Raw genomic sequence first — 21,573 nt, 5'->3', positions numbered from 1 at the left:
CATATCCGTGTCCGGCACATGCCCGACACTGCGCATTCGTCTCTTAAGCCTCGAATGCTTTCTTTAACTCGTCTTCCTTTAAGTTGGAACCGATCACGCACACTTTACCTGTGTAGATCGGAGCGCCTGTGCGGACTTCCGTCTCCTCCGGAACGAGATCAAAGTAGTACCAGGTTCCGTCTGCATCCGGGAGCATTCCCTTTGCACGGAGAACCTGACCGTATTTCTCGGAATGAGCAAGCTCCTGTAACAGGGACTCAAGTTTCTCCTTTGTGATCGTGCGGTTTGTCTCAAGACCCCAGCTTGTGAATACCTCATCGGCATCATGGTCATGGTGGTGATGGTGATGATGACCGCAGCCGCACTCGCCGTCATGATGATGATGCTCGTGCTCATCCTCGTCGTCATCATCGTCATGGTGATGATGGTGATGACCGCAGCCGCACTCCTCGTCATCGTCATGGTGATGGTGGTGCTCATGCTCGTCCTCATCGTCATCATCGTCGTGATGATGGTGATGACCGCAGCCGCACTCCTCGTCATCGTCATGGTGATGGTGGTGCTCATGCTCGTCCTCATCGTCATCGTCGTCATGGTGATGATGGTGGTGGCCACAGCAGCACTCCTCGTCATCGTCATGATGGTGGTGATGACCTTCTTTTACTTCCTCAAGAAGCTTCTCAGCCATATCATCGGTCGGTTTCTCGATGATCGCAAGAAGCTGCTCACCAGTCAGCTTGTCGATCGGAGTTGTCACGATCGCTGCCTTCGGGTTCTTCTCACGGATCATCTCAACGCACTGTGCAACCTTGTCAGCGTCAGCGACATCGGTACGGCTTAAAACGATCGTTCCGGCGCTCTCGATCTGGTTGTTGAAGAACTCACCGAAGTTCTTCATGTACATCTTGCACTTCTGTGCGTCAACAACCGTAACAGAACCGTTTAATACAACGTCGATCTCGCCTGCAACGTCGCATACTGCCTTCATGACATCAGAAAGTTTGCCGACGCCGGACGGCTCGATAATGACACGGTCCGGTGTATATTTTGTGAGGACTTCATTTAAGGAACGTCCGAAATCACCAACTAAGGAACAGCAGATGCATCCGGAGTTCATCTCACGGATCTCAATTCCGGAATCCTTTAAAAATCCGCCGTCGATTCCGATCTCACCAAATTCATTCTCGATCAGGACTACTTTCTCACCCGCGATCGCTTCTTTCAGAAGCTTCTTTATAAATGTTGTTTTTCCGGCTCCGAGGAAACCGGAGATAATATCGATCTTTGTCATAATGACACCTCTTTCTTGTCACCTGTGCCATGTTTCTGTAGTTCTGACAGGTCTGTTTTCCGGTGTTTCTTCTCATCCGCAGACCGGAACACATGCCGCAGTTTTCAGATCACTGCGAATCCGTCTTCTCATAGCACTTTCATTTTTCGTTACCATTTACTAACTTTAACACATTTTCCCGCAAAGTCAAGTACTGCCGCTTTCCTTTGTTTTTCAGAAAGCGGCAGTATCTGAGATTTTTTCTCATTATGAAGTTTTCCGCAGATCTGCGCATCTGTCTGCGCTGACCGGAAGAAAGCATATCTTTCTTACCGCACCTTCTGCTTCAGGATCTGAACGATGCAGAACACCCCGAACATCACGAGATTGACGACCACCACACTCGCTCCTGCCGGGATCGAATATACATAGGAAAGAACGAGTCCGATGAAGAAACACACCACCGACACGACGCCGGAGGAAACGACCACACCGAAAAAGCTCTTAAAGATCCGCATGGAGGTCAGCGCCGGGAAGATCACAAGACTCGAGATCAGCATGGCACCCATCATCCGCATTCCGAGGACGATCGTGATCGCAGTAAGGACCGCGATCAGAAGGTTATAGGCCGACACGCGCACGCCGGTCGCCTTTGCGAAGCTCTCGTCGAACGTCACTGCAAAGACCTTATTATAACAGATCACAAACATTCCGAGGACGATCACGGAGAGCACCACGCTCAGATACATGTCCTCACGGCTCATGGCGAGGATACTTCCGAACATGTAGCTGCTCACATCGGTCGTCATTCCCGTTGTCAGGGAGGTCACGATAATACCGATCGCCAGGGATCCTGCAGAGATCATCGCGATCGCCGCGTCACTCTTGATCTTTCCGTTTCCCGTGATCCGAAGGAGCAGGACCGCTGCGGCTGCGACGACCGGGATCGACACCGCGAGAGGCGCCCAGTTAAACGCCACTGCGATCGATAAGGCACCGAACGATACATGGGACAGTCCGTCACCGATCATCGAATACCGTTTTAATACAAGGCTGACGCCTAAAAGCGACGCGCACAGAGAGATACAGATCCCGCCGATCATCGCGCGCACCAGAAACGGATAGGAAAACATTTCCTGTAAAAGTCCCATTTAGCTCTCACCTCCGAGGAATTCTCTTCCAAATTCCGATTTTTTATACTCTTCCACAGTCCCGTAGAACTGGACTGTCTGTTTCAACTGTAAGATCTTGTTCGCCTGAGTCACGATGTTCCCGATATCATGGGAGACCATCAGGACTGCGACCTTTTCATCTCTGTTCAGATGGCGGATCACCGCATAGAAATCCTGGGTCGATGCCGGATCGAGACCGGTGATCGGCTCGTCTAAGATCAGGAGCTTGTCGGTCGCGCAGAGCGCCCTCGCGATCAGTGTTCTCTGCTTCTGGCCGCCGGAGAGATCCCGGTAGCAGCTTTTTTTCAGATCCGTGATCCCGAGCTTTTCCATGTTGATCTGTGCGATCTTCCGCTCCGCCGCAGAATAGAACGGGCGGTTTCCGCGCTTTCCGAGACAGCCGGAAAGTACGACCTCCTGGACCGTTGCCGGGAAATCCTTCTGCGCCGGCGTCTGCTGCGGGAGATATCCGATGCCGGACCGTTTTAACTCGTCCGCGATCGTGAGGACTCCCCCGGTCGGCTTTAAGAGCCCTAAAAGGCCCTTCATCAGCGTACTCTTTCCTGATCCGTTCTCACCGACGATGCAGAGATAATCCCCGGGAACGATCTCCATGGACACGTCCTTCACCACATCGTAATTTTCATATCCAAAGTCCACATGTTCACATTTTAATAAAGGCTGGTTCATCGATAAAGTCCTTCCCGTAAATTCACAACATTCTGTTCCATCAGCTGCAGATAGGTAACGCCGCTCTCAAATTCTCTCCTCGTCACGTTGTGGCAGGAGTGGAATAATAACGGCTTCGCTCCGGTCTCCTCACTGATGATCTCCGCCACCCGGTGGCTGGAAAGCTCCAGATAGTAGACCGCCGGGATCTGTTCCTCCCGCACTTTGTCGATCAGATAAGCGATCGTCTTCGCGCTCGGCTCCGTGTCGGACGAACAGCCGGAAAACGCTGCCCGGTAGCGGAGTCCGTAGGTGTCCGCAAAATAGCGGAGTGGGAACTTATCCGCCATGACGATCAGGTCAAGATCCGCACCGTCCACGACATCCCGGAATTCCTGGTCGAGATTCTTCAGCTTCCCGAGGTAATCCGCCTCATTCGCCCGGAAAACCGCCGCATCCGCCGGATCCATCTCCTCCAGCGTATCCGCGATCACCTGCGTGATCTTCATGGCATTCACCGGAGACGTCCAGATATGCTCGTCATACTCGATCTCGTAGGCATGGTCGTCGTCCGCATGGTCATGGTCCTCCGTATCGTGGTCATGATCTGCATGGTCACCGTCTTCCTCGTCATGATGCGCATGATCATGTCCATGATCGTCGCCGGAATCTTCCATTCCTTCTACGATTTCCTCCTGAACGACATCGACATAGTCCATCATCGTGATGACCTTCAGGTCCGGGGCATCCAGGGATCCGAGCACCTGTGTCACCCACTGTTCCATCGTTCCGCCGTTGCAGATCAGAAGATCCGCATTCTGGATCAGTCGGATATCTGCAGGCGTTGGTTCAAACGAATGGCTGTCCTGACCGGCAGGGATCACCATGGAAAGATCCACGACGTCACCGGCGATCTGTCTTGCGAAATCATAATACGGAAACAAGGTCGTCACAACCTTCAGCTTCCCGTCTTCTGGAGTTCCCACATTCCCGTGTGTGTCCCTGACAGAAGCGCACCCGGTCAGGGAACCAAAAAGAAACATCGCTGCAATGAGCCATGCTTCCACCCGTTTTCGTCTTGTTTTCTTAAAATATTTCAATCTGTCTCCTCCGGTATCATCACCCGACTATCTCTTTTAAGATATCCTGCGGCTTTTCAAGCAGAAATTCCGGATGAAATGCGGCAAGTTCCTCACGCCCCCGGAATCCCCAGAGAACTCCAACGGTCGTCATCTTCGCATTCTTTCCAGTTTTCATATCCGTGTTCGTGTCACCAAAATACAGGCACTCCGACGGATCTGCACCGCAGAGTTTCGCCGCCTTCAGCGCCCCTGACGGATCCGGCTTCTTCGGGACACCTTCCTGCTCCCCGATCACCGTGTCGAAATAGTTTGTTCCGAACACGTATTCCACCGTCTTTTTCGCCTGAGCGTCCGGCTTATTGGACACGACCGCGATCTTAAGACCGAGTTCCTTCGCTCTCGCCGTGAGCTCCATGATCCCATCGTAAGGATGCATCTCATAGTTACAGTATTTTCCGAAAATCTCCATATATACAGGTAAGATTGCCTCGTAATGCGCTTCGTCCGTATCTCCGCAGGCGGCCAGAGAACGCTTCATCTGCATCTTATATCCATCCCCGACGATCGTCTTCATCTGAGTCTCCGTCAGAGGACCGAGCCCGAACTTCTCAAGAGCGAGGTTCGTGCAGTAGGTCAGCGCATGGATCGAATTTACCAGTGTTCCATCGAGATCAAAGATCAGACACTTATATTTCATATCTGCCTCCATCAACGCAAAAGTGAATCCAAAAAGGCGGTCCGTCCGCCCTTATTCCGGGCAGAAAATTCCATAAAACCGCCGGTTTCATCGAAATTGTGTCATCCACAAAACTGTGCCACTCATTTTATCACAAACCCGAAAACTTGACAACACTTTTCTATTTCCCTTTTTTCTCATATTTTCACTCCAATATCACGTGGAATTCCATGTTCAGAAAACGTTACAGGATTGTACGAAATTTTCAGTTCACGAAATTTCTCACTATGACAAAGCAACCCCAAAATTTCCTGCCTGTGAGAGCTCCCGCCGCATTTTTGCCGTCTTTTCACTCTCTATTTGCCGCTATTTTGCCACTTTTTATTGACTCTTTTCTGTTTCCATATTAGGATATAGATAAGTTCGTAGAAAAAACGGCAGATTTCATATTTTTTATATGCAGTCTGATACCGGAAAAGGAAATCCCAGGAGGTATTTTTCATGAAAAAGATCTGTATCGCAGCTCTCGCTGCAACTCTGGCACTCGGAACAATGATCACAGCACAGGCTGCTGACACAACAGAGCCGACTTATCCTAAACAGTACCGCAGTGTAAACGGCGGTCGTCTCCGCGGCTTAAAATCCCCGGCTGGCGGTGCGTGGGAAGAACTCGCTGACGGCACCTGGAAATATCATTTTGCAGAAGGTCTCGAAGCAACTGACTACTGGCTGGAGATCGACGGAACCTGGTACTATTTCGGTCATGACAACATCATGCAGACCGGCTGGGTAAAAGATGACGGCAACTGGTACTACATGGACCTTGAGACCGGCGCCCTCTTTACCGGATGGCATGAGATCGGCGGCAAATGGTACTACTTCCATGAGGAAGGCGACGGATTCAAGGGAACTCTCATGGTTGACTGTGTAACTCCGGATGGACACACGGTTGATGTAAATGGAGCTCTTGTAGAATAAAAAAGGAAAAAATTGATCAAAACCGCTTATGGATCCGGAAATCCGTAAGCGGTTTTTTCATGTTATAATTATGAATTCAACCGGTATCCCGCTCCCCAGACCGTCTCGAGGATCTTCGGATTTCTCGCATCGTCCTCGATCTTCTCCCGGATCCTGTTCACATGGACTGACACAGTCGCCGCGTCCGAGACGTAATCGTATCCCCAGACTGCCTCAAAGAGACGATCCTTTGAAAATACGACATTCGGATTCTGCGCCATGAACCTCAGAAGCTCAAACTCAGCGACATTCCCGGCTTTTTCTCCATGGTTCTCCCTCTTTCATAACTTCCCGACCGGAATTTCCGGGCCGGAATCTCTTCGTGCCTCTCGGGCCGCCGCTACCATCTCTGTCAGTTTTGAAGCGGCTGCCCCGCAGAGGATTCCAATGACAGCCCCGGCCAATACATCCGTCGGATAATGGACATACAGATACAGTCTCGAAAATGCGATCAGGCATGCGACGGCCCCAAAAGCCACACCTGTTTTTCTCTTCTTCATAAACCAGGCGGCTGACGCTGCAGCAAAGGATACCGCCGTATGTCCAGACGGAAACGAATAATCTTCCGGTCTCGGGATCAAAAGGATTCTCGCCGGATCTGAAGTAAACGGACGCGGTCTTGCGACCAGAGGTTTCAGAATCACATTGCAGCTCAGTACCTCAAAGACCAGTGCTGTCAGAATGCAGATTCCAAATGTTCTCGTCTTTTTATATAAAGTAAAAACAAGTCCTGCCGCGATCCAGAAGATGCCGCCGTTCCCGAGAGCGGTGACTGCAGGCATAAGCTGATCCATAAGATCCGACTGAAATACCGACTGGATCCCGTTTAAGATATCAAACTCCCATCCCATACTGCTTTCCTCTCTTTCTGAATATGATCTGATGCTGCATGATCCAGCTGAACAGGAACATGGTACATTCCGTCATGAACTTTGCCACGTAGAGAGGAATTCCTCCCCTCACAAGGATCCCGAGGATAATGCTGTCCAGGATCAGGTTTCCGGCTGCCAGCGCTGCATATTCAAGAAATGACTCCCGACTCTCTCCGGTCCGGAATACCAGGCGGCAGTTCATTTCATAATTATACACGGCGCTGAACATTCTTGCAAACAGATTAGCCGCGTAAATTCTTAAAGGGGATCGCAGACTTTTTTACTCGTACCGCAGCGCGTCGATCGGATCCGCCTTTGCGGCCTTCGATGCCGGATAGATTCCAAAGAAAATTCCGACAACCGCCGAAAATGACACTGCAAGAATGATGATCCCCGGCCGGATCACGGCCGGGAGTCCAAACGCGGCACCTCCCGCCGTCACAACGGTCACGGCAAGTACGACGCCGATGATCCCGCCCAGGGCGGACAGGATCGCCGACTCCGTGAGGAACTGGATCAGGACATCCCTGGTCCTCGCGCCCAGCGCTTTCCGGATCCCGATCTCCCGGGTCCTCTCCGTGACGGACACCAGCATGATGTTCATGATCCCGATCCCGCCGACGATCAGGGAGATCGCCGCGATCCCGCCGACCGCCATGGAAAGTCCTCCCATCATGCTGTCAATGCTTCCCATCTCATCCGCCACCGTGTTCGTATAGAAATCTCCTGCGTTCCGCCCTTTTAATTTTCCGAGATAGGCGGTCAGGCGGGACATGAGATCCACCATATCGGTTCCTTCTTTTGCATATAAGCGGCAGTAATAAAACGTATCATTCGGCCAGGTGAGCAACGTGTACGGAATGTATGCGGACCCTGTATCGCTGGAACCGCCCATCAGCAGTTTCTGAAACGCGCTCATCTCCTTTTTATAGACGCCGACTACGGTATAGAGGTCCGTGTCCCCGTAGATCGTCGTCCGGAATGTCTTCCCGACCGCATCCTCCGTTCCAAAAAGTTTTCCGGCGCTCTCCGCCTCCATCACCACGTTTTTCTTTCTTCCAAGGATATCACTCTCGTTTAAATACCGTCCGGCAACCATCGTCACCGGCTGTACTTCCTGATAATCCCGGTCGACTCCCTGAAGATCAAATTTCATGGAAGTCCGACCCACGCGGACATCCGGACTCACACTTGCATAACTGTCGATATATGCGATCTCGTCTGCAAACACTTCCCGGATCTTCTCCAGGTCATCCAATGTGAAATAATCGCTGTCCCGCACGTCCTCGACCCAGTATCCGATCGACACGACTGCCTGCGTCGTTCCCGCATCCTTGTAGAGATCCGCAAACAGTCCCCGCATGGTGTCTCCGATGGAGACGATCGAGATGACGGAACCGATCCCGATGATGATGCCGAGCATCGTCAGAAAGGAACGCATCTTGTTCGCCATGATGGCATGGAACGCCATGACCATATTTTCCCCTAACATGAACTCACCCCGCTCTCTGTTCCGGCTGCCTCCCGGAAATGTCGGTAGAGGCCCTTCATGTGGAGTTCCCCGCTCCCCTTTGTCGGATTCTCATTGATCTCATCTTTGATGATCTGTCCGTCGGAAAAGTGGATGATCCTATCCGTGAAGGCGGCAATGTTTTCCTCGTGGGTGACCACGATCACCGTGGCTCCAGCCTTGTGGAGCTCCGCAAAGATCTCCATGATCTCGATCGATGCCGCCGTGTCGAGGTTTCCCGTCGGCTCATCCGCGAGGATCAGCGGCGGTTCGTTTGCGAGAGCTCTGGCGATCGCCACGCGCTGTCTCTGTCCGCCAGACATCTCGTTCGGCATGTGACCGGCACGTGCGCCAAGTCCCACACAATCTAAAAGTTCCATGGCACGCTCCGTCCGTTTTTTCTTCGGGATCCTCGCATAAGTCATCGGCAGCTCCACATTTTTTAATGCCGATGTGCGTGAGATCAGATTGAAGGACTGGAATACGAAACCGATCTTTTTGTTTCTCACCGCCGAGAGTTCATCCGGCGACAGCGCCGCCGTGTCGATCCCATCCAGATAGTAATGACCGAGTGTCGGGCGGTCGAGACAGCCCAGAATGTTCATCAGGGTGGATTTTCCCGATCCGGAATGGCCCATGATCGCCACAAATTCCCCGCGGCGGATCGTCAGGTTGATCTTTTTTAATCCCAGGACCCGGATCGCGCCCGTGTCATAGATCTTCACGAGATTTTCCAGGCGGATCAGCTCGTCCGTCACATTTTCCGTAAGCCAGGCAGCTCCTCTCCATTTTTCAAACATCTCTTATTCCCCCTGTTTTGCCGCTGAATTGACAGCCATTCCTTCCGGATACTGCTCTCCCGGCTCCGCGATCAGAAGCGAATTTTCGTCCAGCGCATGGCCCTCCTGCGGGATGATCTCCGCCTCCACATCTCCTTCCACGCCGATGGTGACCGGAACCCAGGAGACGACCCCGTCCGTGAGCTCCTGGACATAAGCTGCCCCGTCTTTCTCCATGACTGCCGACACAGGGACTGTCAGGGCGTTTTCCGATTCCTCCAGCACGATCGAAGCGCGGGCGGTGATCCCGGCGATCAGCTTCGTATCGCTGTCCGTGATCCGAATCGTTGTCGGGATGACGCGTTCGGTAGAACCGCCGCCTTTTTCCTCTCCGGTCGGGGAGATCGAGTCGACAACTCCGTGGACCGTTGCGCCATTTAAAATGTCCGCTGATATCTCCGCCTCCTGTCCGAGTGCGACTTTTCCGATCGAATATTCGCTGACTTTGATCTCAAGTTCCAGCTGGTCGAGGTTTTCGATCACGAACAGCGGGGCATCGTTCTCCATCTTGTCGGCAAAGCGGCCGACTTTCGTATTTACGCGGACCACGGTGCCGTCGATCGGCGCTTTCAGCACGGTGTCCTCCAGGGATTCCGTCGCTTTCTCGTAGTCATATTTTGCCTTTTCGATCTGGAGGCGGTAGGAATCGTCCGCGACGGCTGTCCCATTCTTCACGGTATAGGAGTCCCGCTCGCGTTTCGCGTCATTGAGTCCGTTTTCCGCGGTCTCAAGGTCTACTTTCGGCACGCTGCCGCCATCATAGAGTGCTTTTGTCCGGTCGTAGTTCGCCTGTGCGGTATTTAGGTCCTGTATGGCTTTCGCGTAGCCGTTTCGTGCTTCTTTGTCTTTCTCCGCGCAGGTGCTCACTGCGAGATCGTAATCGTTTTTTGCGATATCTGCCGTTTTTCTTACATCGGAGTCATCGAGGACTGCCAGTGTCTGTCCTTTTGTGACTTTGTCCCCTTCTTTTACCGGAATCTCCAGGATCTCCGCATGGAGGTTGGAGACGACGTCCACGCTGTCGGTCCCGGATACCGGGCCGGTGACGGAGAGGCGGTTCTGGATCGTTTTTCTCACAGGGTTTACGGTGTCCACCACCGGGACCATGTCTTTTCCGCCGCCGAGGATCTTTCCGGCTGCGATCCCAAGGACCAGGATGACGGCTGCCGAAACGGCGATCTTCTTTTTCTTTCCACCTTTTTTCTTTTTTGGTTCTTTTTTTCCGCTCATCAGAGCTTCCAGTTCCTGATCGAACTCATCAGGTGAGATTTTTTCTTCACTGCTCATGGTTTACTCCCTTGGTGTTTGTGTTGTTTTTTATACTAAGGAGTAGTATAGCAGGGAAAGCTTGCGTTTTTTGGACTTCTGTCTTTCGGTTTTCTTGCGGAATCTTTACGGTTTGGGGGATTGGCGAGGGGGACGCGCAGGCCACCCACCAGGCGCGGGTGCCGGGATTTTCGGAGCGGTTCCTCTAGGCTTGCGAAAGAATGCTAAGGGCGGAGGTGCGGGGACACAACTCGCTTCGCTCAGACAAGTGTCCCCGCGCCTCCAACGCATTCTTTTGCGAGCCTAGAGGAAGCCAAGCCCCGCAAATATGCACCCGTGCCTGGTGGGTGGTCTGCGCTGGCGGTGGACAAAAGGAAAGATTGATGCATAACGGTTCACGTGTGCAGATATGGATTCATATTTTATAATAAATACTGTTTGTGAGGTGTCCATGACTCCGAAGTTGGAAGTGAATGGGGTGGATTTCTCCTATCATACGTTGGAGGGAGAGACGAAGGCCCTTTCTGATATATCGTTTCATGTGAACAGTGGGGAGTTTCTTTGTATTGTCGGGCCGTCGGGGTGTGGGAAGTCTACGCTGCTTTCGCTGCTTTCCGGGCTTCTGGCGCCGGAGCGGGGGGAGATCCTTCTGGATGGGATCCCGGTCGCGAAGGGATCGTCCGGGATCGGGTATATGCTGCAGCGTGATCATCTGTTTGAGTGGCGCACGATTTTTTCAAATGCTTCTCTCGGGCTTGAGGTTCAGGGGAAGTGTGATCCCGGGCATATCGGGCGGCTGAGAGAGCTTCTTGATGCGTATGGGCTTCAGTATTTTTATGACGCAAGGCCGTCCGAGCTTTCCGGCGGCATGCGGCAGCGGGCGGCGTTGATCCGGACACTGGCGCTGGAGCCGGATCTTCTGCTTCTCGATGAGCCGTTTTCTGCTCTTGATTATCAGACAAGACTCTCCGTCTGTGATGATATCAGCTCGATCATCCGCAGCCGGAAAAAGACGGCGATCCTGATCACGCACGATCTCTCCGAGGCCGTCAGCGCGGCAGACCGGATCCTGGTCCTGACGAGCCGGCCCGGGCGGATCAAGGGGGAGCTTCTGATCCGTTTTCCGGATCATGAGACGAGTCCTTTGAAGCGGCGGAATTATCCGGAGTTTTCTTCTTATTTTAATGAATTGTGGAGGATTCTTGGAAATTCAGGGGAAGGTGATGAAATGGCTTTGGACGGAAATGATCGGAAGTATGGGGGTGTTCCTCTAAAGGATGAAAATGACGGACCGAAATGTGGGATCGGAGGTGGAGCGGATGAAATTTCATGATATCGCTTCTTTTCTTTTTTTCCGGCGGCGGGGTGCGATCCCCACGGAAGCGCTCTCCGTCTCTCCCGCCCAGCATCGCTATCTGGAACAGGAACGGCGGATCCGCAGACAGATTTTTGCCTGCCGGGTCTTGTTTCTGATCCTGTTTCTTGTTTCCTGGGAAGTCAGTGCCCGCATCGGGATCCTGAATGATTTTATTTTCAGTTCTCCGTCCCGCGTGCTCTCCTGTTTTCTTTCCATGGCGGCGGACCGGACGATCTTTTATCACACGGGGATCACGATTCTTGAGACGATGCTCAGCTTTTTTCTCGTGACATGCATCGGGATCTTCGGTGCGGTGGCGCTCTGGTCCAGCAGGCGGCTGGCAAAGATCCTGGAGCCGTATCTTGTCATGCTGAACAGCCTGCCGAAGTCCGCCCTCGCCCCGGTCCTCATCGTCTGGCTCGGCAACAACATGAAAACGATCATCACGGCGGCCGTCTCCGTGGCGGTCTTCGGCTCGATCTTAACGCTCTACAACGGCTTTCTCTCCATGGACCCGGATCAGATCCGGCTGATCTATACGCTCGGAGGGAAGCAGAAAGATGTCCTCACAAAGGTCCTGCTGCCAGGTTCTGTCCCTCTCATCATCAGCAACATGAAGGTCAACATCGGTCTCTGTCTCGTCGGCGTCATCATCGGGGAATTTCTCTCCGCGCAGGCAGGCCTCGGCTTTCTCATCATCTACGGCAGCCAGGTCTTCAAACTGGACCTCGTGATCATGTCTATCGTGATCCTGTGTGTGCTGTCGGCGGTGCTGTATCAGGCGGTGACGATGCTGGAGAAAAGGTGTGTGCGGCATCATTAAGTCGAATGTACGCAACATTTAACGCAGGAATTTCCTGTCAAACAAGCAAAAACACGATTCGCGAGTTTCCCCTTGTTATCGCGACAGTCGCCAAGGTCTCGCGCAAGCGCGGACTTTGGCTCGTTGTCCGCGTAAATAAAAAGACAGCACACGTACTCCTTCCATGTCGACAATCAGAGTTCTGTGTGCTGTCTGTAATTTATTACGTAACTGTTCAGTACCCTCACACCTACAGGAACCTCCCCCGGAGCTTCCCTTCGGATGCATGGCAAGTTACGAGCAAAAATCCATTCCAGATCGGCTTCGCCGATGGGATTTTTGCCTTCCGTCCCATGTTTTATTACGGTCAGCGCAGCAAGTGCGCAGACCTACTGAATAGTTACTTTATTACTTTTTGATTTTCTTAATCCAGGGACTCCCGGTAGAATCCTCCGTAGAAGTTCTCCGTCTTAAATACGTTGATGATCACATGCTCATCCACATCCTGGATCAGCTGGACGATATCGTTGATCTCATAGGAAGAGATCACGGTGTGGAGCAGATACATCTTTTTGTGGCTGTAACCGCCGATCGCTTCCACACAGGAAATTCCGTGGTGGTACTGGCTGACGTACTTTTTCATGATCTCCTCCGCCTTCTCGGTCGTGATCTGTAAGGTCACGCGGTCGTAGCGGTGATGGAAGGTGGAGATCATCTTTGTGGAAATGAACTGGAACAGGATCGAATAACCTGCATATTTCCATCCGAACATGTGTCCGAAGATCACAAGGATGCAGACATTTCCCATGAACACGTAATTCCAGATCGACTTTCCTGTCTTATTTGAGACATAAAGTGCGATAAAGTCGGTACCGCCGGTCGATGCATTTCCTTTCAGTGCGAGAACAACAGAGAGTCCATAAAGAACACCTCCGAAGATTACATTCAGGGTCAGGTCATCAAACAACGGGGTATAATGGCAGACTTTTAAGAAAAAGCTGGCGAAAAATACCTGTAAAAGTGAAAATACGGTAAATTTCACGTTAATGCTGCGGCAGCACATGAGTGCGACCGGGAGATTCAGGACAACTAACGCCAGGGAAGTCGATACGGAAAATCCGTACAGCTCGGTAATTCGGTCGATCAGGATCGCAAGTCCTGTAAATCCGCTGGACAAAAGTCCCGCCGGACGGATAAACGCCAGAATCACATAGGACTGCAAAAGGGCAGATGCCAGAACTGCCACAAAAGAAATCGCACAGCGGAATGCGAAATTTTTCCGCATCCCGCGCACCTTTTTCGTTACATCATTCCACGAACTCATAAGTGGGGTACTCCTTTTTCATACTTTAGATTTTCATGATAACAGGGTCACATGTTTCTCAACATATCGCAGAAAACCTGTCTCCCGGATATTTCTGTGGAATCATTTTTTCATGCCAGACCTCTGTCTATCTGCCGCTTTTTCATGGGGTTTTGAAAAACAGCATTCATAACTTTATCATGTTTTTTCCCCTTGTCAATCCATCCCGGAAAAAACAAGAAAAAAACAGCCGGAGACAAGCTCCGGCTTAAGAATGTTAAAATTTATACTCTTTTGTTTCCAGATCTATACAATTATGTTATAGTTCTCATCTCTGCTCTGTTAAAAGTTCCTTTAACCGGTCGTTCAGCTCAGTCTGATCAGACATTCCTGCATCTTTTCAGTCTCCTCAGCTCTTCTTCTGCGGACAATTCTCCCCGATTGCCGTGAGATACCGGTTGCACGCGTCCTTCATACACGCGATCAGAGGCTTTTGCGTCAGCGCAAAATACCGCTCCCGGATCTCCTTCTCGATCGCCGGAATATCCGTCTTTAAACTTTTTCCGACAAACATCGATGCCACAAACCGCTTTGTCACATCCAGGATCGTATTGCAGTCCAGCTCCAAAATTTTTCCAGTCTCCCGCTCCACGATCAGACTGATATAAAATTCCCCGTGCAGATTGTAGATCGCATCCTCTTTGCTCGGCTTCGCCTGGCCGACCACGAGGATCGTGTTCCTGTTCTCCATAATGTATTCCCCTTTTCCCAAAACTCTGTACTTCCATTGATCAACTTATAACCTTACTGCGTTACAGTACACGGGCACTCCATGCCCGCGCACTGTAACAGGATTTTGCCGATGCTTCGCATTCCGAATCGGCAAAATCTGCGGCCATAACAGTATCATACGGAATTTTCAGTTCAGAAAATTCCTACCCATAAAAAGTAACTTTACTGCTTATTATACCACCGGAATTTCCCTTTTTCCATTGACATTTCCACCCATTTCCACTAAACTAAAGATACAAAAAACAGATTCTTTTATTTATCGGGACTCCTGCCCGGATGCTCCCACCGTAAATAAGAGCCATGAATCTTCCAACAAGGGGATCAGTGGCTTTTTTTGTTGCCCTGATACGAAAAAAGCATTCTCCTTCTCATCACATTCGCGCTGCCGCAAAAGCCCCGGACCGTCCCAGGCGATCCCATCTCCGCTTCCCTGCAGCCCGATCATCAATTGGAGGATATGAACATGACATTCTTTAAAGATCTGGATACCATTATGAAACAGGACTTCGGAAACCGCGGACTCTTAAAAGCACTGCCGGACAACCCGATCCGCGAAACACTTGAAACACTCTCCACTGCCCGCCGCGTGATCCTTCTCACCGGTTTCCCGGTCCGCCTTGAAGACGGAACCTATGTAGGCGAGACAGACGGACCTCTCGGCATCGCCGATATCGCCGCCGCCCTGACAGCACTCGGCGTCTCCGTCCTCGTGATCACCGACGAACCCGCCTTCTCCATCGTGAGCGACGTCGTCTGCTACCGCGCACCTAAAGCAAAACTCATGATGCTGCCAAAAACAGACACCGAAGACTTCATCCGAAGCTGCATCAAAAACTTCTCCCCGACCCACTTCATCTCCTTAGAACGCCCAGGAAAAGCCGCCAATGGCCACTATCACAGCATGCGCGGTGAAGTCCTCGACGACATGATCACCGACTCCGCCCTCTTCCTCTCCGAGGCAAAAAAAGCCGGAGCAGTCACGATCTCCATCGGTGACGGCGGAAACGAAATGGGAATGGGAACCTACCGGAATGTGATCGAGACATTTGTCCCGTTCGGAGATAAGATCTGCACCGCCGAAGCCGCCGATCTCACACTCGCAAGCGGCGTCTCCAACTGGTGGGGCATCGGCATCGCCGCCCTCTGCTCCCTCCTCGCCGAGAAGAGCCTGCTCCCGACCCGCGCCGAAGAGACCGAATCTCTCCGTCTCGCCGTAGCCGCAGGCAGCGTCGACGGCTGCACCCGAAAAAATGAAATGACCGTAGACCACCTCGATCTCGAGACACACCTCGGAATCCTCGACTCCGTCGATGAAATCCTCAAAAAAGAACTGGGCCTCTGTGCGATCGCCTAAGCCAGGATTGCACACAGTCCAGTACCAGATATCAGAAATCTTCAAAACATACCGCATCTGACATCACCACTATCCAGGATCGCACAGCGCAGCGCCTGCGATCCCCACCCAGCACAGCCAATTTCAGCGCCGGCCGGCCTCCGGATCCGGGTGCCTGATTTCAGGGGCTTGGCTTCCTCTTGGCTCGCGGGAGAATGCGTTGGAGGAGATGGGACACTTGTTTGAGCGCAGCGAGTTGTGTCCCATCTTCTCCGCCCTTAGCATTCTTCCGCAAGTCTAGAGGAACCGCCCCTAAAATCCCGAGTGCCCGAAGCCGGAGGCCGACCGGCGCGTACCTTTCGCCATCAATTTCATATTGACATCCCCACCCCCATTCATTATAATAGCTATAAATAATACGAATACCACATATGAAAGGGGGTTATGTTCCTGCGGTCCCTGACAGGACAGCGGTATTTTCATGGAACAACATCTGTCACAATACAAAATCTTCTACGAGGTAGCCCGCTGCGGCAACATCTCCCGGGCTGCCAAAGAACTCTACATCAGCCAGCCCGCCATCAGCAAAGCCATCAGCAAACTTGAAGAAAGCCTCGGAACCAGACTCTTCAACCGAAACTCCCGCGGAGTCCAGCTCACAAGAGAAGGAACCATCCTCTTCCAGCATGTGAACACAGCCTTCGACTCCATCGGTCACGGCGAACGCGAACTCAAACGGATCCATGACTTCCATATCGGAAACTTAAAGATCGGCGTCAGCAACACCCTGTGTAAATACGTCCTCCTCCCCTACTTAAAAGGATTTATCGGAAAATATCCACATGTAAACATCGCCATCGAGAGCCAGTCCACCTACCAGACACTCGACATGCTCGATGCCAGAAAGATCGATATCGGCCTTGTCGCTGAGCCAAAAAACAGAAAAGGACTCCACTTCCAGCCCCTGATGGAGATCAGCGACATCTTCGTCTGTACGCCTGCCTACCTGGAGAATCTTCATTTAAGAGAAGGAAACGACCCGGATATCTTTAAGACCGGAAATATCATGCTCTTAAACCGCTCCAACATGAGCCGGAAACACGTCGATGCCTACCTGTCCGACAATCAGATCGAGATCAACCAGATCCTCGAGACGACTGACATGGAACTCCTCATCGAGTTCTCCCGGATCGGACTCGGGATCGGCTGCGTCATCAAAGACTTCATCGAAGATGATCTGAAAAACGGTACGCTTATCGAGATCCCGCTTGATATCCCGATTCCGAAACGCGTGATCGGATTCTGTTATCATCCACAGGATATTCCTGATACCCTGCGAGAATTTCTGGAATTCTGCCGGACATTCCGCAAAGCCTGATCCATCTGTCTTTTTAGCAGAAAATTTCTGTTGCAAAAAGCCGGAAACTGAATTTCTCGTACAGTCTGAAATTCAGTCTCCGGCTTTTTTTCAATTTACAACCTGCCATCGATTCTTTCTGCAGGATCCCCATCAGGATCACACTTGATCCGATATTCCCATATCCCTAATTTTCGTCGTGATACCCGGTCGCCTCATAGAACTTCTCGAGACTTCCGTACTTGAACACCATCTTAAGCTCACTTCCAATGCTGTTCATCATCGTCTCATCCGGGATCTCATCGCGGTGGTACCAGCCAGCCTCGGAGAGCTCGTCCTCCTGAAGCTTGATCTTGTCCGGTCCATCGAGCTCCGCGAAGAATCCGATCATCTCCGTGTCGGAGAATGCCCACGGCTGGCTCTTATAATAGCGGATATTTTTGACCTTCAGGCCAACTTCCTCCATGACCTCGCGGTGGATCGTCTCCTCAAAACTCTCTCCGATCTCTACAAAACCGGCGATCAGCGCATATCCGCGGTACGGATTGTTGTTCACACGGTATCTGGACATCAGGAGACGGTCCCCATCGGAAATCGCAACGATCACAGCCGGGGAGATCTTCGGATACTCAGTCTGTCCGCACTCCGGGCATACCAGCGCGCGCTCGGTCTTGCTGTTTTCCATCAGGTGACCGCAGCATCCGCAGTACTTTCTGCTCTCCTTAAAGCGGTGAAGCTGGGTAGCAGTGATCCCTGCGAACGCCTGGTACATCGGATGCATCTTCCGATATGCCGCTGTCGGGCAGAGCTCATATGCGTCGGAGACATGTTCCGGCATCTCTGTCACATAATAATAATGATTTCCATCGATCGCGAACAGATAGTACGCGTTCTCTTTCAGCGCTTCTTTGTCTTCCTGGAAATCAGAAAACTTCGGAATCTCATGATTCTCCTCAGCTGTTTTTCTCAAAAGTGTCTTGCTCTTCTTGATAAAGAGGACAAAGTCCTCATCCTGCGCCTTCGGCTGTCCGTAAGTCAGATCAAATTTATGTGGGGCGATTTCCTGGATCATTCTTTCTCTCCTATTCATTAATATAAGTTTCCGCTCTCTGCTCTGTACACAGCTTTCCTCGTTTTTCTCAGACGGAAACCATGAAATTTTCATGCTGCAGTACACGGACACACTCTGTCCGCAAAAATTACCGCATCGTTTTTATGATACGCCGCCCCCGCCCTTTTGTCAATCCGGCAAAATCCGCTAAGATCAGCAAAACTCTTCCCCCGGCACGGCAACCTATGAGATCTATGTTGACGAACATTTTTATTTGTCGTATAATGCCAGACAGTATGCCTTTTTCAGGAATCCTGACTGCCAAAGTACAAACTTTCGGCAGTCTTTCCACATTTGTAACTGTTCAGTACCTTCACACCTACTGGAATCTCCCCCGGAGCTTCCCTTCGGATGCATGGCAAGCTATGAGCAAAAATCCATTCCAGATCGCTGCGCCGATGGAATTTTTCCCTCAAGTCAAGGCTTTCTTACGGTCAGCGCAGCAACTGCGCAGACCTGCTGAATCGTTACCTACATTTTTTCTTTTCTGAAAACAGGCAGGGATGTATGTATGAAAGGAGTCATGTTCTATGGCAACAGAAAACAAGATGGGAGTCATGCCGCTAAACCGGCTTCTGATCTCCATGTCCGTGCCGATGATGATCTCGATGCTCGTCCAGGCACTTTATAACATTGTCGACAGTATGTTCGTCGCACAGCTCAGTGAAAATGCCCTGACCGCCGTATCCCTGGCGTTCCCGGCCCAGAACCTGATGATCGCCGTTGCGACCGGAACCGGCGTCGGTGTCAACGCCGCCCTCTCGAGAAACCTTGGGGAAAAGAACTTTGAACGCGCCAACAAGATCGCGGATCACGCTCTGTTCCTTGCTGCATTGAGCTATGTCGTATTTGCACTCTTCGGCCTCTGCTTTGCAAGACAGTTCTTCTGTCTCCAGACCGATATCGAGGAGATCGTGGATCTCGGAACTACTTATTTAAGAGTCTGCACGATCGCTTCCTTCGGACTTTTCATGGAGATCGCCTGTGAGCGTCTCTTACAGTCCACCGGAAAAACGATCTACTCCATGTACACCCAGGGTCTCGGCGCGATCATCAACATCGTTCTGGATCCGATCCTGATCTTCGGTTATTTCGGAGCGCCTGCTCTCGGCATCGCGGGTGCGGCCGGCGCTACCGTGATCGGGCAGATCATCGCCTTTTGTCTCGGTTTCTTCTTTAACAAGACGAGAAACCATGAGATCACGATCTCTCTCCGTGACTTTAAACCAAACAGCGAGATTATCAGCCATATTTATGCAGTCGGTATTCCGTCCATCATCATGGCATCCATCGGAAGTGTCATGACCTTCGGAATGAACAAGATCCTCATCGCATTCTCCTCCACGGCGACTGCGGTGTTCGGCATCTACTTTAAGCTCCAGAGCTTCGTGTTCATGCCGGTCTTCGGTCTGAACAACGGAACGGTCCCGATCATCGCCTACAACTACGGCGCCGGAAAGCCGGACCGCATCATGGGAACCCTGAAGCTCGCTGCCATGTATGCCGTAACGATCATGCTGATCGGTTTAGCGGTCGTTCAGCTCATACCGGATAAGCTCCTAATGATCTTCAGCGCCTCCGACACCATGCTCTCCATCGGCATCCCGGCACTCCGGACCATCTCCCTGAGCTTCCTGTTCGCCGGATTCTCCATCGTCTGCTCTTCCATGTTCCAGGCGCTTGGTCACGGCATGCTGAGCTTATGGATCTCCGTGTTCCGTCAGCTGGTCGTTCTTCTCCCGGTCGCATTTGTTTTTGCGAAACTCGGAGGACTTCACGTCGTATGGTTCGCATTCCCGATCGCCGAAGTTTTCGCGATCATTTTCAGTGCAGTCTGCCTCGGCTATGTGTATCGGAAAGAAATCCTTCCGTTAAAGGCACGTCAGGAAAAGTAACCGGAGCGGAGCAGCTCAGTCTCCAATGCTTAAAATAACATCATTTATATTTTTCAGAGGTGGAAAACAGATTCCCTGCAGACCATTTTCCCGGTTCCTGTCCGGGGATAAGACAGTCCTGCCGGATTCCTGTTTTCCATCTTTTTTGTCTTTATTTCCCATTACATCTGAAAAATGTGCATTTTCTGTCTTTCCCGCTGTAAGCTGTACATCTCCCCGGATCCACTGCCCTGATATTTTTTCATAAAATTTCTCATTTTAACCTTTTAGTTCAAGACAAACCCGGAATTTTATAGTATGATAGACCTGCCTGCAAAACAAAGGCTTCAGATCTTCACACCGGCCGGCAAGGATCCGCCGTCCGTTTCCCTTGAAAATATATTGAATACTTTCCCATCCGGCTGCCGGCAACGTTTTTTATGTCCGACAGTTGATATTGATCTGTTCTGATTGGAAATATGGAGGATAAGATTGAAAGTATGAAAAATCTGTCGAAAAAACTGACCGGAAAAAAGATCCGGGATGAAATGCGAAGAAGAAAAATGACCGTGCGGGATCTCCAGGACGCGCTGGAACTGGACAGTCCCCAGTCGATCTATAAATGGCTCCGGGGGGAATCCTTTCCTTCCCTCCCGAATATGCTGGTACTCGGTGAATTATTTCAGGTTCCGCTGGAAACACTCCTGATCCGTGAGGACGGAAGTCCCGCCTACCACCGCATCTTTGACGGCGGTTTTCCGTACCATATCGGTCTTCTCTTCCAGGAAAAAGACGATTTTTCCTCAAACAGACGGTCGAAAGCACGTTCAGATCTGTTTGCGGGAAATTACTACACAAAAGCTTTTACTCATTCTCAGGAACATCCGGATCCAGAAGTGCCTCATAACTGACGTTTAAGACCTTTGCGAAATAACGCAGCTCAATATCGGTCACAAACCGCTTCCCGCTCTCGATCCTCTGGATCGCATTCTTATCAAGATCCAGTCCCTTGAGCTGGAGCATGTCCGCCAGATGCTTCTGCGATACATCCGTCATCGCACAGCGAAGCTCATGAATTTTGATCCCGCAGATATTGTTCCTGCCGGATATTGTTTTATTTTTATACATATAATAACACTCCTTGTTTGGCATTCACTGATTGTCACTCCAAACAATATATGTTATTATTGAAACACCGATGACATTCAGTGAATGTCATTTGTGGAAATTATTGGATTATCATCATGAAAAATAATCCTGCTGCCGTTTCC

At 51.2% G+C, this 21,573-nt stretch carries 21 protein-coding genes and 1 pseudogene; 7 read left to right on the top strand and 15 right to left on the bottom strand.

Annotation, left to right across the window (positions count from 1 at the left end; all coding sequences use genetic code 11):
* Window positions 1-43: 43 nt before the first annotated feature.
* The 5 genes from ACXMYH_RS04825 to ACXMYH_RS04805 form a co-directional block, all read right to left on the bottom strand.
* Entirely contained in the window at window positions 44-1,291 is a 1,248-nt protein-coding gene (locus ACXMYH_RS04825; RefSeq protein WP_329751578.1) for a CobW family GTP-binding protein, read from the bottom strand.
* Window positions 1,292-1,599: 308 nt separating this feature from the next.
* Window positions 1,600-2,421 (bottom strand): metal ABC transporter permease, encoded by an 822-nt coding sequence (locus ACXMYH_RS04820; RefSeq protein WP_118529516.1) that lies wholly within the window; start codon window positions 2,419-2,421, stop codon window positions 1,600-1,602.
* Complete coding sequence (locus tag ACXMYH_RS04815; protein ID WP_118529515.1) at window positions 2,422-3,132, bottom strand: metal ABC transporter ATP-binding protein; 711 nt, start codon at window positions 3,130-3,132, stop codon at window positions 2,422-2,424.
* Window positions 3,129-4,211: a metal ABC transporter substrate-binding protein gene (locus ACXMYH_RS04810; protein WP_486555613.1), complete on the bottom strand. Its 1,083-nt coding sequence runs from the start codon at window positions 4,209-4,211 to the stop codon at window positions 3,129-3,131. Before ACXMYH_RS04810 ends, ACXMYH_RS04815 begins: the two co-directional genes overlap by 4 nt.
* A 19-nt stretch (window positions 4,212-4,230) precedes the next feature.
* A complete protein-coding gene (locus ACXMYH_RS04805) occupies window positions 4,231-4,890 on the bottom strand; it encodes an HAD family hydrolase (protein WP_118529514.1) in 660 nt (219 codons plus the stop codon).
* A 480-nt stretch (window positions 4,891-5,370) separates the two neighbouring features.
* On the opposite strand from ACXMYH_RS04805, the gene ACXMYH_RS04800 reads away from it, so the two are divergent.
* On the top strand, window positions 5,371-5,847 hold the full coding sequence (locus ACXMYH_RS04800; RefSeq protein WP_118321592.1) for a hypothetical protein: 477 nt from the start codon (window positions 5,371-5,373) through the stop codon (window positions 5,845-5,847).
* Between the two features lie 68 nt (window positions 5,848-5,915).
* Here the strand turns inward: ACXMYH_RS04800 and ACXMYH_RS04795 are convergent.
* The 6 genes and pseudogenes from ACXMYH_RS04795 to ACXMYH_RS04770 all read right to left on the bottom strand — a co-directional run.
* Window positions 5,916-6,128 (bottom strand): annotated as a pseudogene (locus ACXMYH_RS04795) (winged helix-turn-helix domain-containing protein); the annotation flags it as partial.
* 39 nt (window positions 6,129-6,167) lie between these two features.
* Entirely contained in the window at window positions 6,168-6,737 is a 570-nt protein-coding gene (locus ACXMYH_RS04790) for a phosphatase PAP2 family protein (RefSeq protein ID WP_486555612.1), read from the bottom strand.
* On the bottom strand, window positions 6,721-6,975 hold the full coding sequence (locus ACXMYH_RS04785) for a GtrA family protein (protein ID WP_486555611.1): 255 nt from the start codon (window positions 6,973-6,975) through the stop codon (window positions 6,721-6,723). The genes ACXMYH_RS04790 and ACXMYH_RS04785 overlap by 17 nt, the downstream gene beginning before the upstream one ends.
* 63 nt (window positions 6,976-7,038) lie before the next feature.
* Window positions 7,039-8,250 carry an ABC transporter permease gene (locus tag ACXMYH_RS04780; protein WP_486555610.1) on the bottom strand — a complete coding sequence of 404 codons (1,212 nt, stop codon included), beginning with the start codon at window positions 8,248-8,250 and terminating at the stop codon, window positions 7,039-7,041.
* Window positions 8,244-9,068 carry an ABC transporter ATP-binding protein gene (locus ACXMYH_RS04775; RefSeq protein ID WP_118299128.1) on the bottom strand — a complete coding sequence of 275 codons (825 nt, stop codon included), beginning with the start codon at window positions 9,066-9,068 and terminating at the stop codon, window positions 8,244-8,246. Before ACXMYH_RS04775 ends, ACXMYH_RS04780 begins: the two co-directional genes overlap by 7 nt.
* 3 nt (window positions 9,069-9,071) lie before the next feature.
* The gene (locus tag ACXMYH_RS04770) at window positions 9,072-10,394 is read right to left on the bottom strand and encodes an efflux RND transporter periplasmic adaptor subunit (protein ID WP_215703160.1); all 1,323 of its coding nucleotides are present in this window, start codon (window positions 10,392-10,394) and stop codon (window positions 9,072-9,074) included.
* Window positions 10,395-10,824: 430 nt separating this feature from the next.
* On the opposite strand from ACXMYH_RS04770, the gene ACXMYH_RS04765 reads away from it, so the two are divergent.
* Window positions 10,825-11,706 (top strand): ABC transporter ATP-binding protein, encoded by an 882-nt coding sequence (locus ACXMYH_RS04765; RefSeq protein WP_118299130.1) that lies wholly within the window; start codon window positions 10,825-10,827, stop codon window positions 11,704-11,706.
* Window positions 11,693-12,553 carry an ABC transporter permease gene (locus ACXMYH_RS04760; RefSeq protein WP_118529509.1) on the top strand — a complete coding sequence of 287 codons (861 nt, stop codon included), beginning with the start codon at window positions 11,693-11,695 and terminating at the stop codon, window positions 12,551-12,553. The genes ACXMYH_RS04765 and ACXMYH_RS04760 overlap by 14 nt, the downstream gene beginning before the upstream one ends.
* Before the next feature lie 403 nt (window positions 12,554-12,956).
* Here ACXMYH_RS04760 and ACXMYH_RS04755 read toward each other — a convergent pair whose 3' ends face one another.
* The gene (locus tag ACXMYH_RS04755) at window positions 12,957-13,856 is read right to left on the bottom strand and encodes a YitT family protein (RefSeq protein ID WP_405580336.1); all 900 of its coding nucleotides are present in this window, start codon (window positions 13,854-13,856) and stop codon (window positions 12,957-12,959) included.
* A gap of 388 nt (window positions 13,857-14,244) precedes the next feature.
* Window positions 14,245-14,586 carry a DUF3870 domain-containing protein gene (locus ACXMYH_RS04750; RefSeq protein ID WP_118298490.1) on the bottom strand — a complete coding sequence of 114 codons (342 nt, stop codon included), beginning with the start codon at window positions 14,584-14,586 and terminating at the stop codon, window positions 14,245-14,247.
* Window positions 14,587-15,090: 504 nt separating this feature from the next.
* On the opposite strand from ACXMYH_RS04750, the gene ACXMYH_RS04745 reads away from it, so the two are divergent.
* Together ACXMYH_RS04745 and ACXMYH_RS04740 are read left to right on the top strand one after the other, a co-directional pair.
* Window positions 15,091-15,981: a DUF4392 domain-containing protein gene (locus ACXMYH_RS04745; RefSeq protein WP_215703158.1), complete on the top strand. Its 891-nt coding sequence runs from the start codon at window positions 15,091-15,093 to the stop codon at window positions 15,979-15,981.
* A 460-nt stretch (window positions 15,982-16,441) separates the two neighbouring features.
* Window positions 16,442-17,338 carry a LysR family transcriptional regulator gene (locus ACXMYH_RS04740; RefSeq protein WP_486555609.1) on the top strand — a complete coding sequence of 299 codons (897 nt, stop codon included), beginning with the start codon at window positions 16,442-16,444 and terminating at the stop codon, window positions 17,336-17,338.
* Between the two features lie 166 nt (window positions 17,339-17,504).
* Here the strand turns inward: ACXMYH_RS04740 and nudC are convergent, their stop codons facing one another.
* Window positions 17,505-18,389 carry an NAD(+) diphosphatase gene (gene nudC / locus ACXMYH_RS04735; RefSeq protein WP_215703157.1) on the bottom strand — a complete coding sequence of 295 codons (885 nt, stop codon included), beginning with the start codon at window positions 18,387-18,389 and terminating at the stop codon, window positions 17,505-17,507.
* Window positions 18,390-18,958: 569 nt separating this feature from the next.
* Here nudC and ACXMYH_RS04730 point away from each other — a divergent pair.
* The gene (locus tag ACXMYH_RS04730; RefSeq protein WP_215703156.1) at window positions 18,959-20,323 is read left to right on the top strand and encodes an MATE family efflux transporter; all 1,365 of its coding nucleotides are present in this window, start codon (window positions 18,959-18,961) and stop codon (window positions 20,321-20,323) included.
* Between the two features lie 479 nt (window positions 20,324-20,802).
* Window positions 20,803-21,213, top strand: coding sequence for a helix-turn-helix domain-containing protein (locus ACXMYH_RS04725; RefSeq protein ID WP_147352701.1), 411 nt, complete (start codon window positions 20,803-20,805; stop codon window positions 21,211-21,213).
* Here ACXMYH_RS04725 and ACXMYH_RS04720 read toward each other — a convergent pair.
* Window positions 21,167-21,430, bottom strand: a complete 264-nt coding sequence (locus tag ACXMYH_RS04720) for a helix-turn-helix domain-containing protein (protein ID WP_118529503.1) — start codon at window positions 21,428-21,430, stop codon at window positions 21,167-21,169. The two genes, ACXMYH_RS04725 and ACXMYH_RS04720, sit on opposite strands and share 47 nt — an antisense overlap.
* Between the last annotated feature and the right edge of the window lie 143 nt (window positions 21,431-21,573).

The sequence above is a fragment of the Pilosibacter sp. NGB245 genome (genome assembly GCF_057397225.1).
The sequence above is the reverse complement of the archived record's forward strand: the minus strand, read 5'-3'. Positions and strand labels throughout refer to the sequence as shown.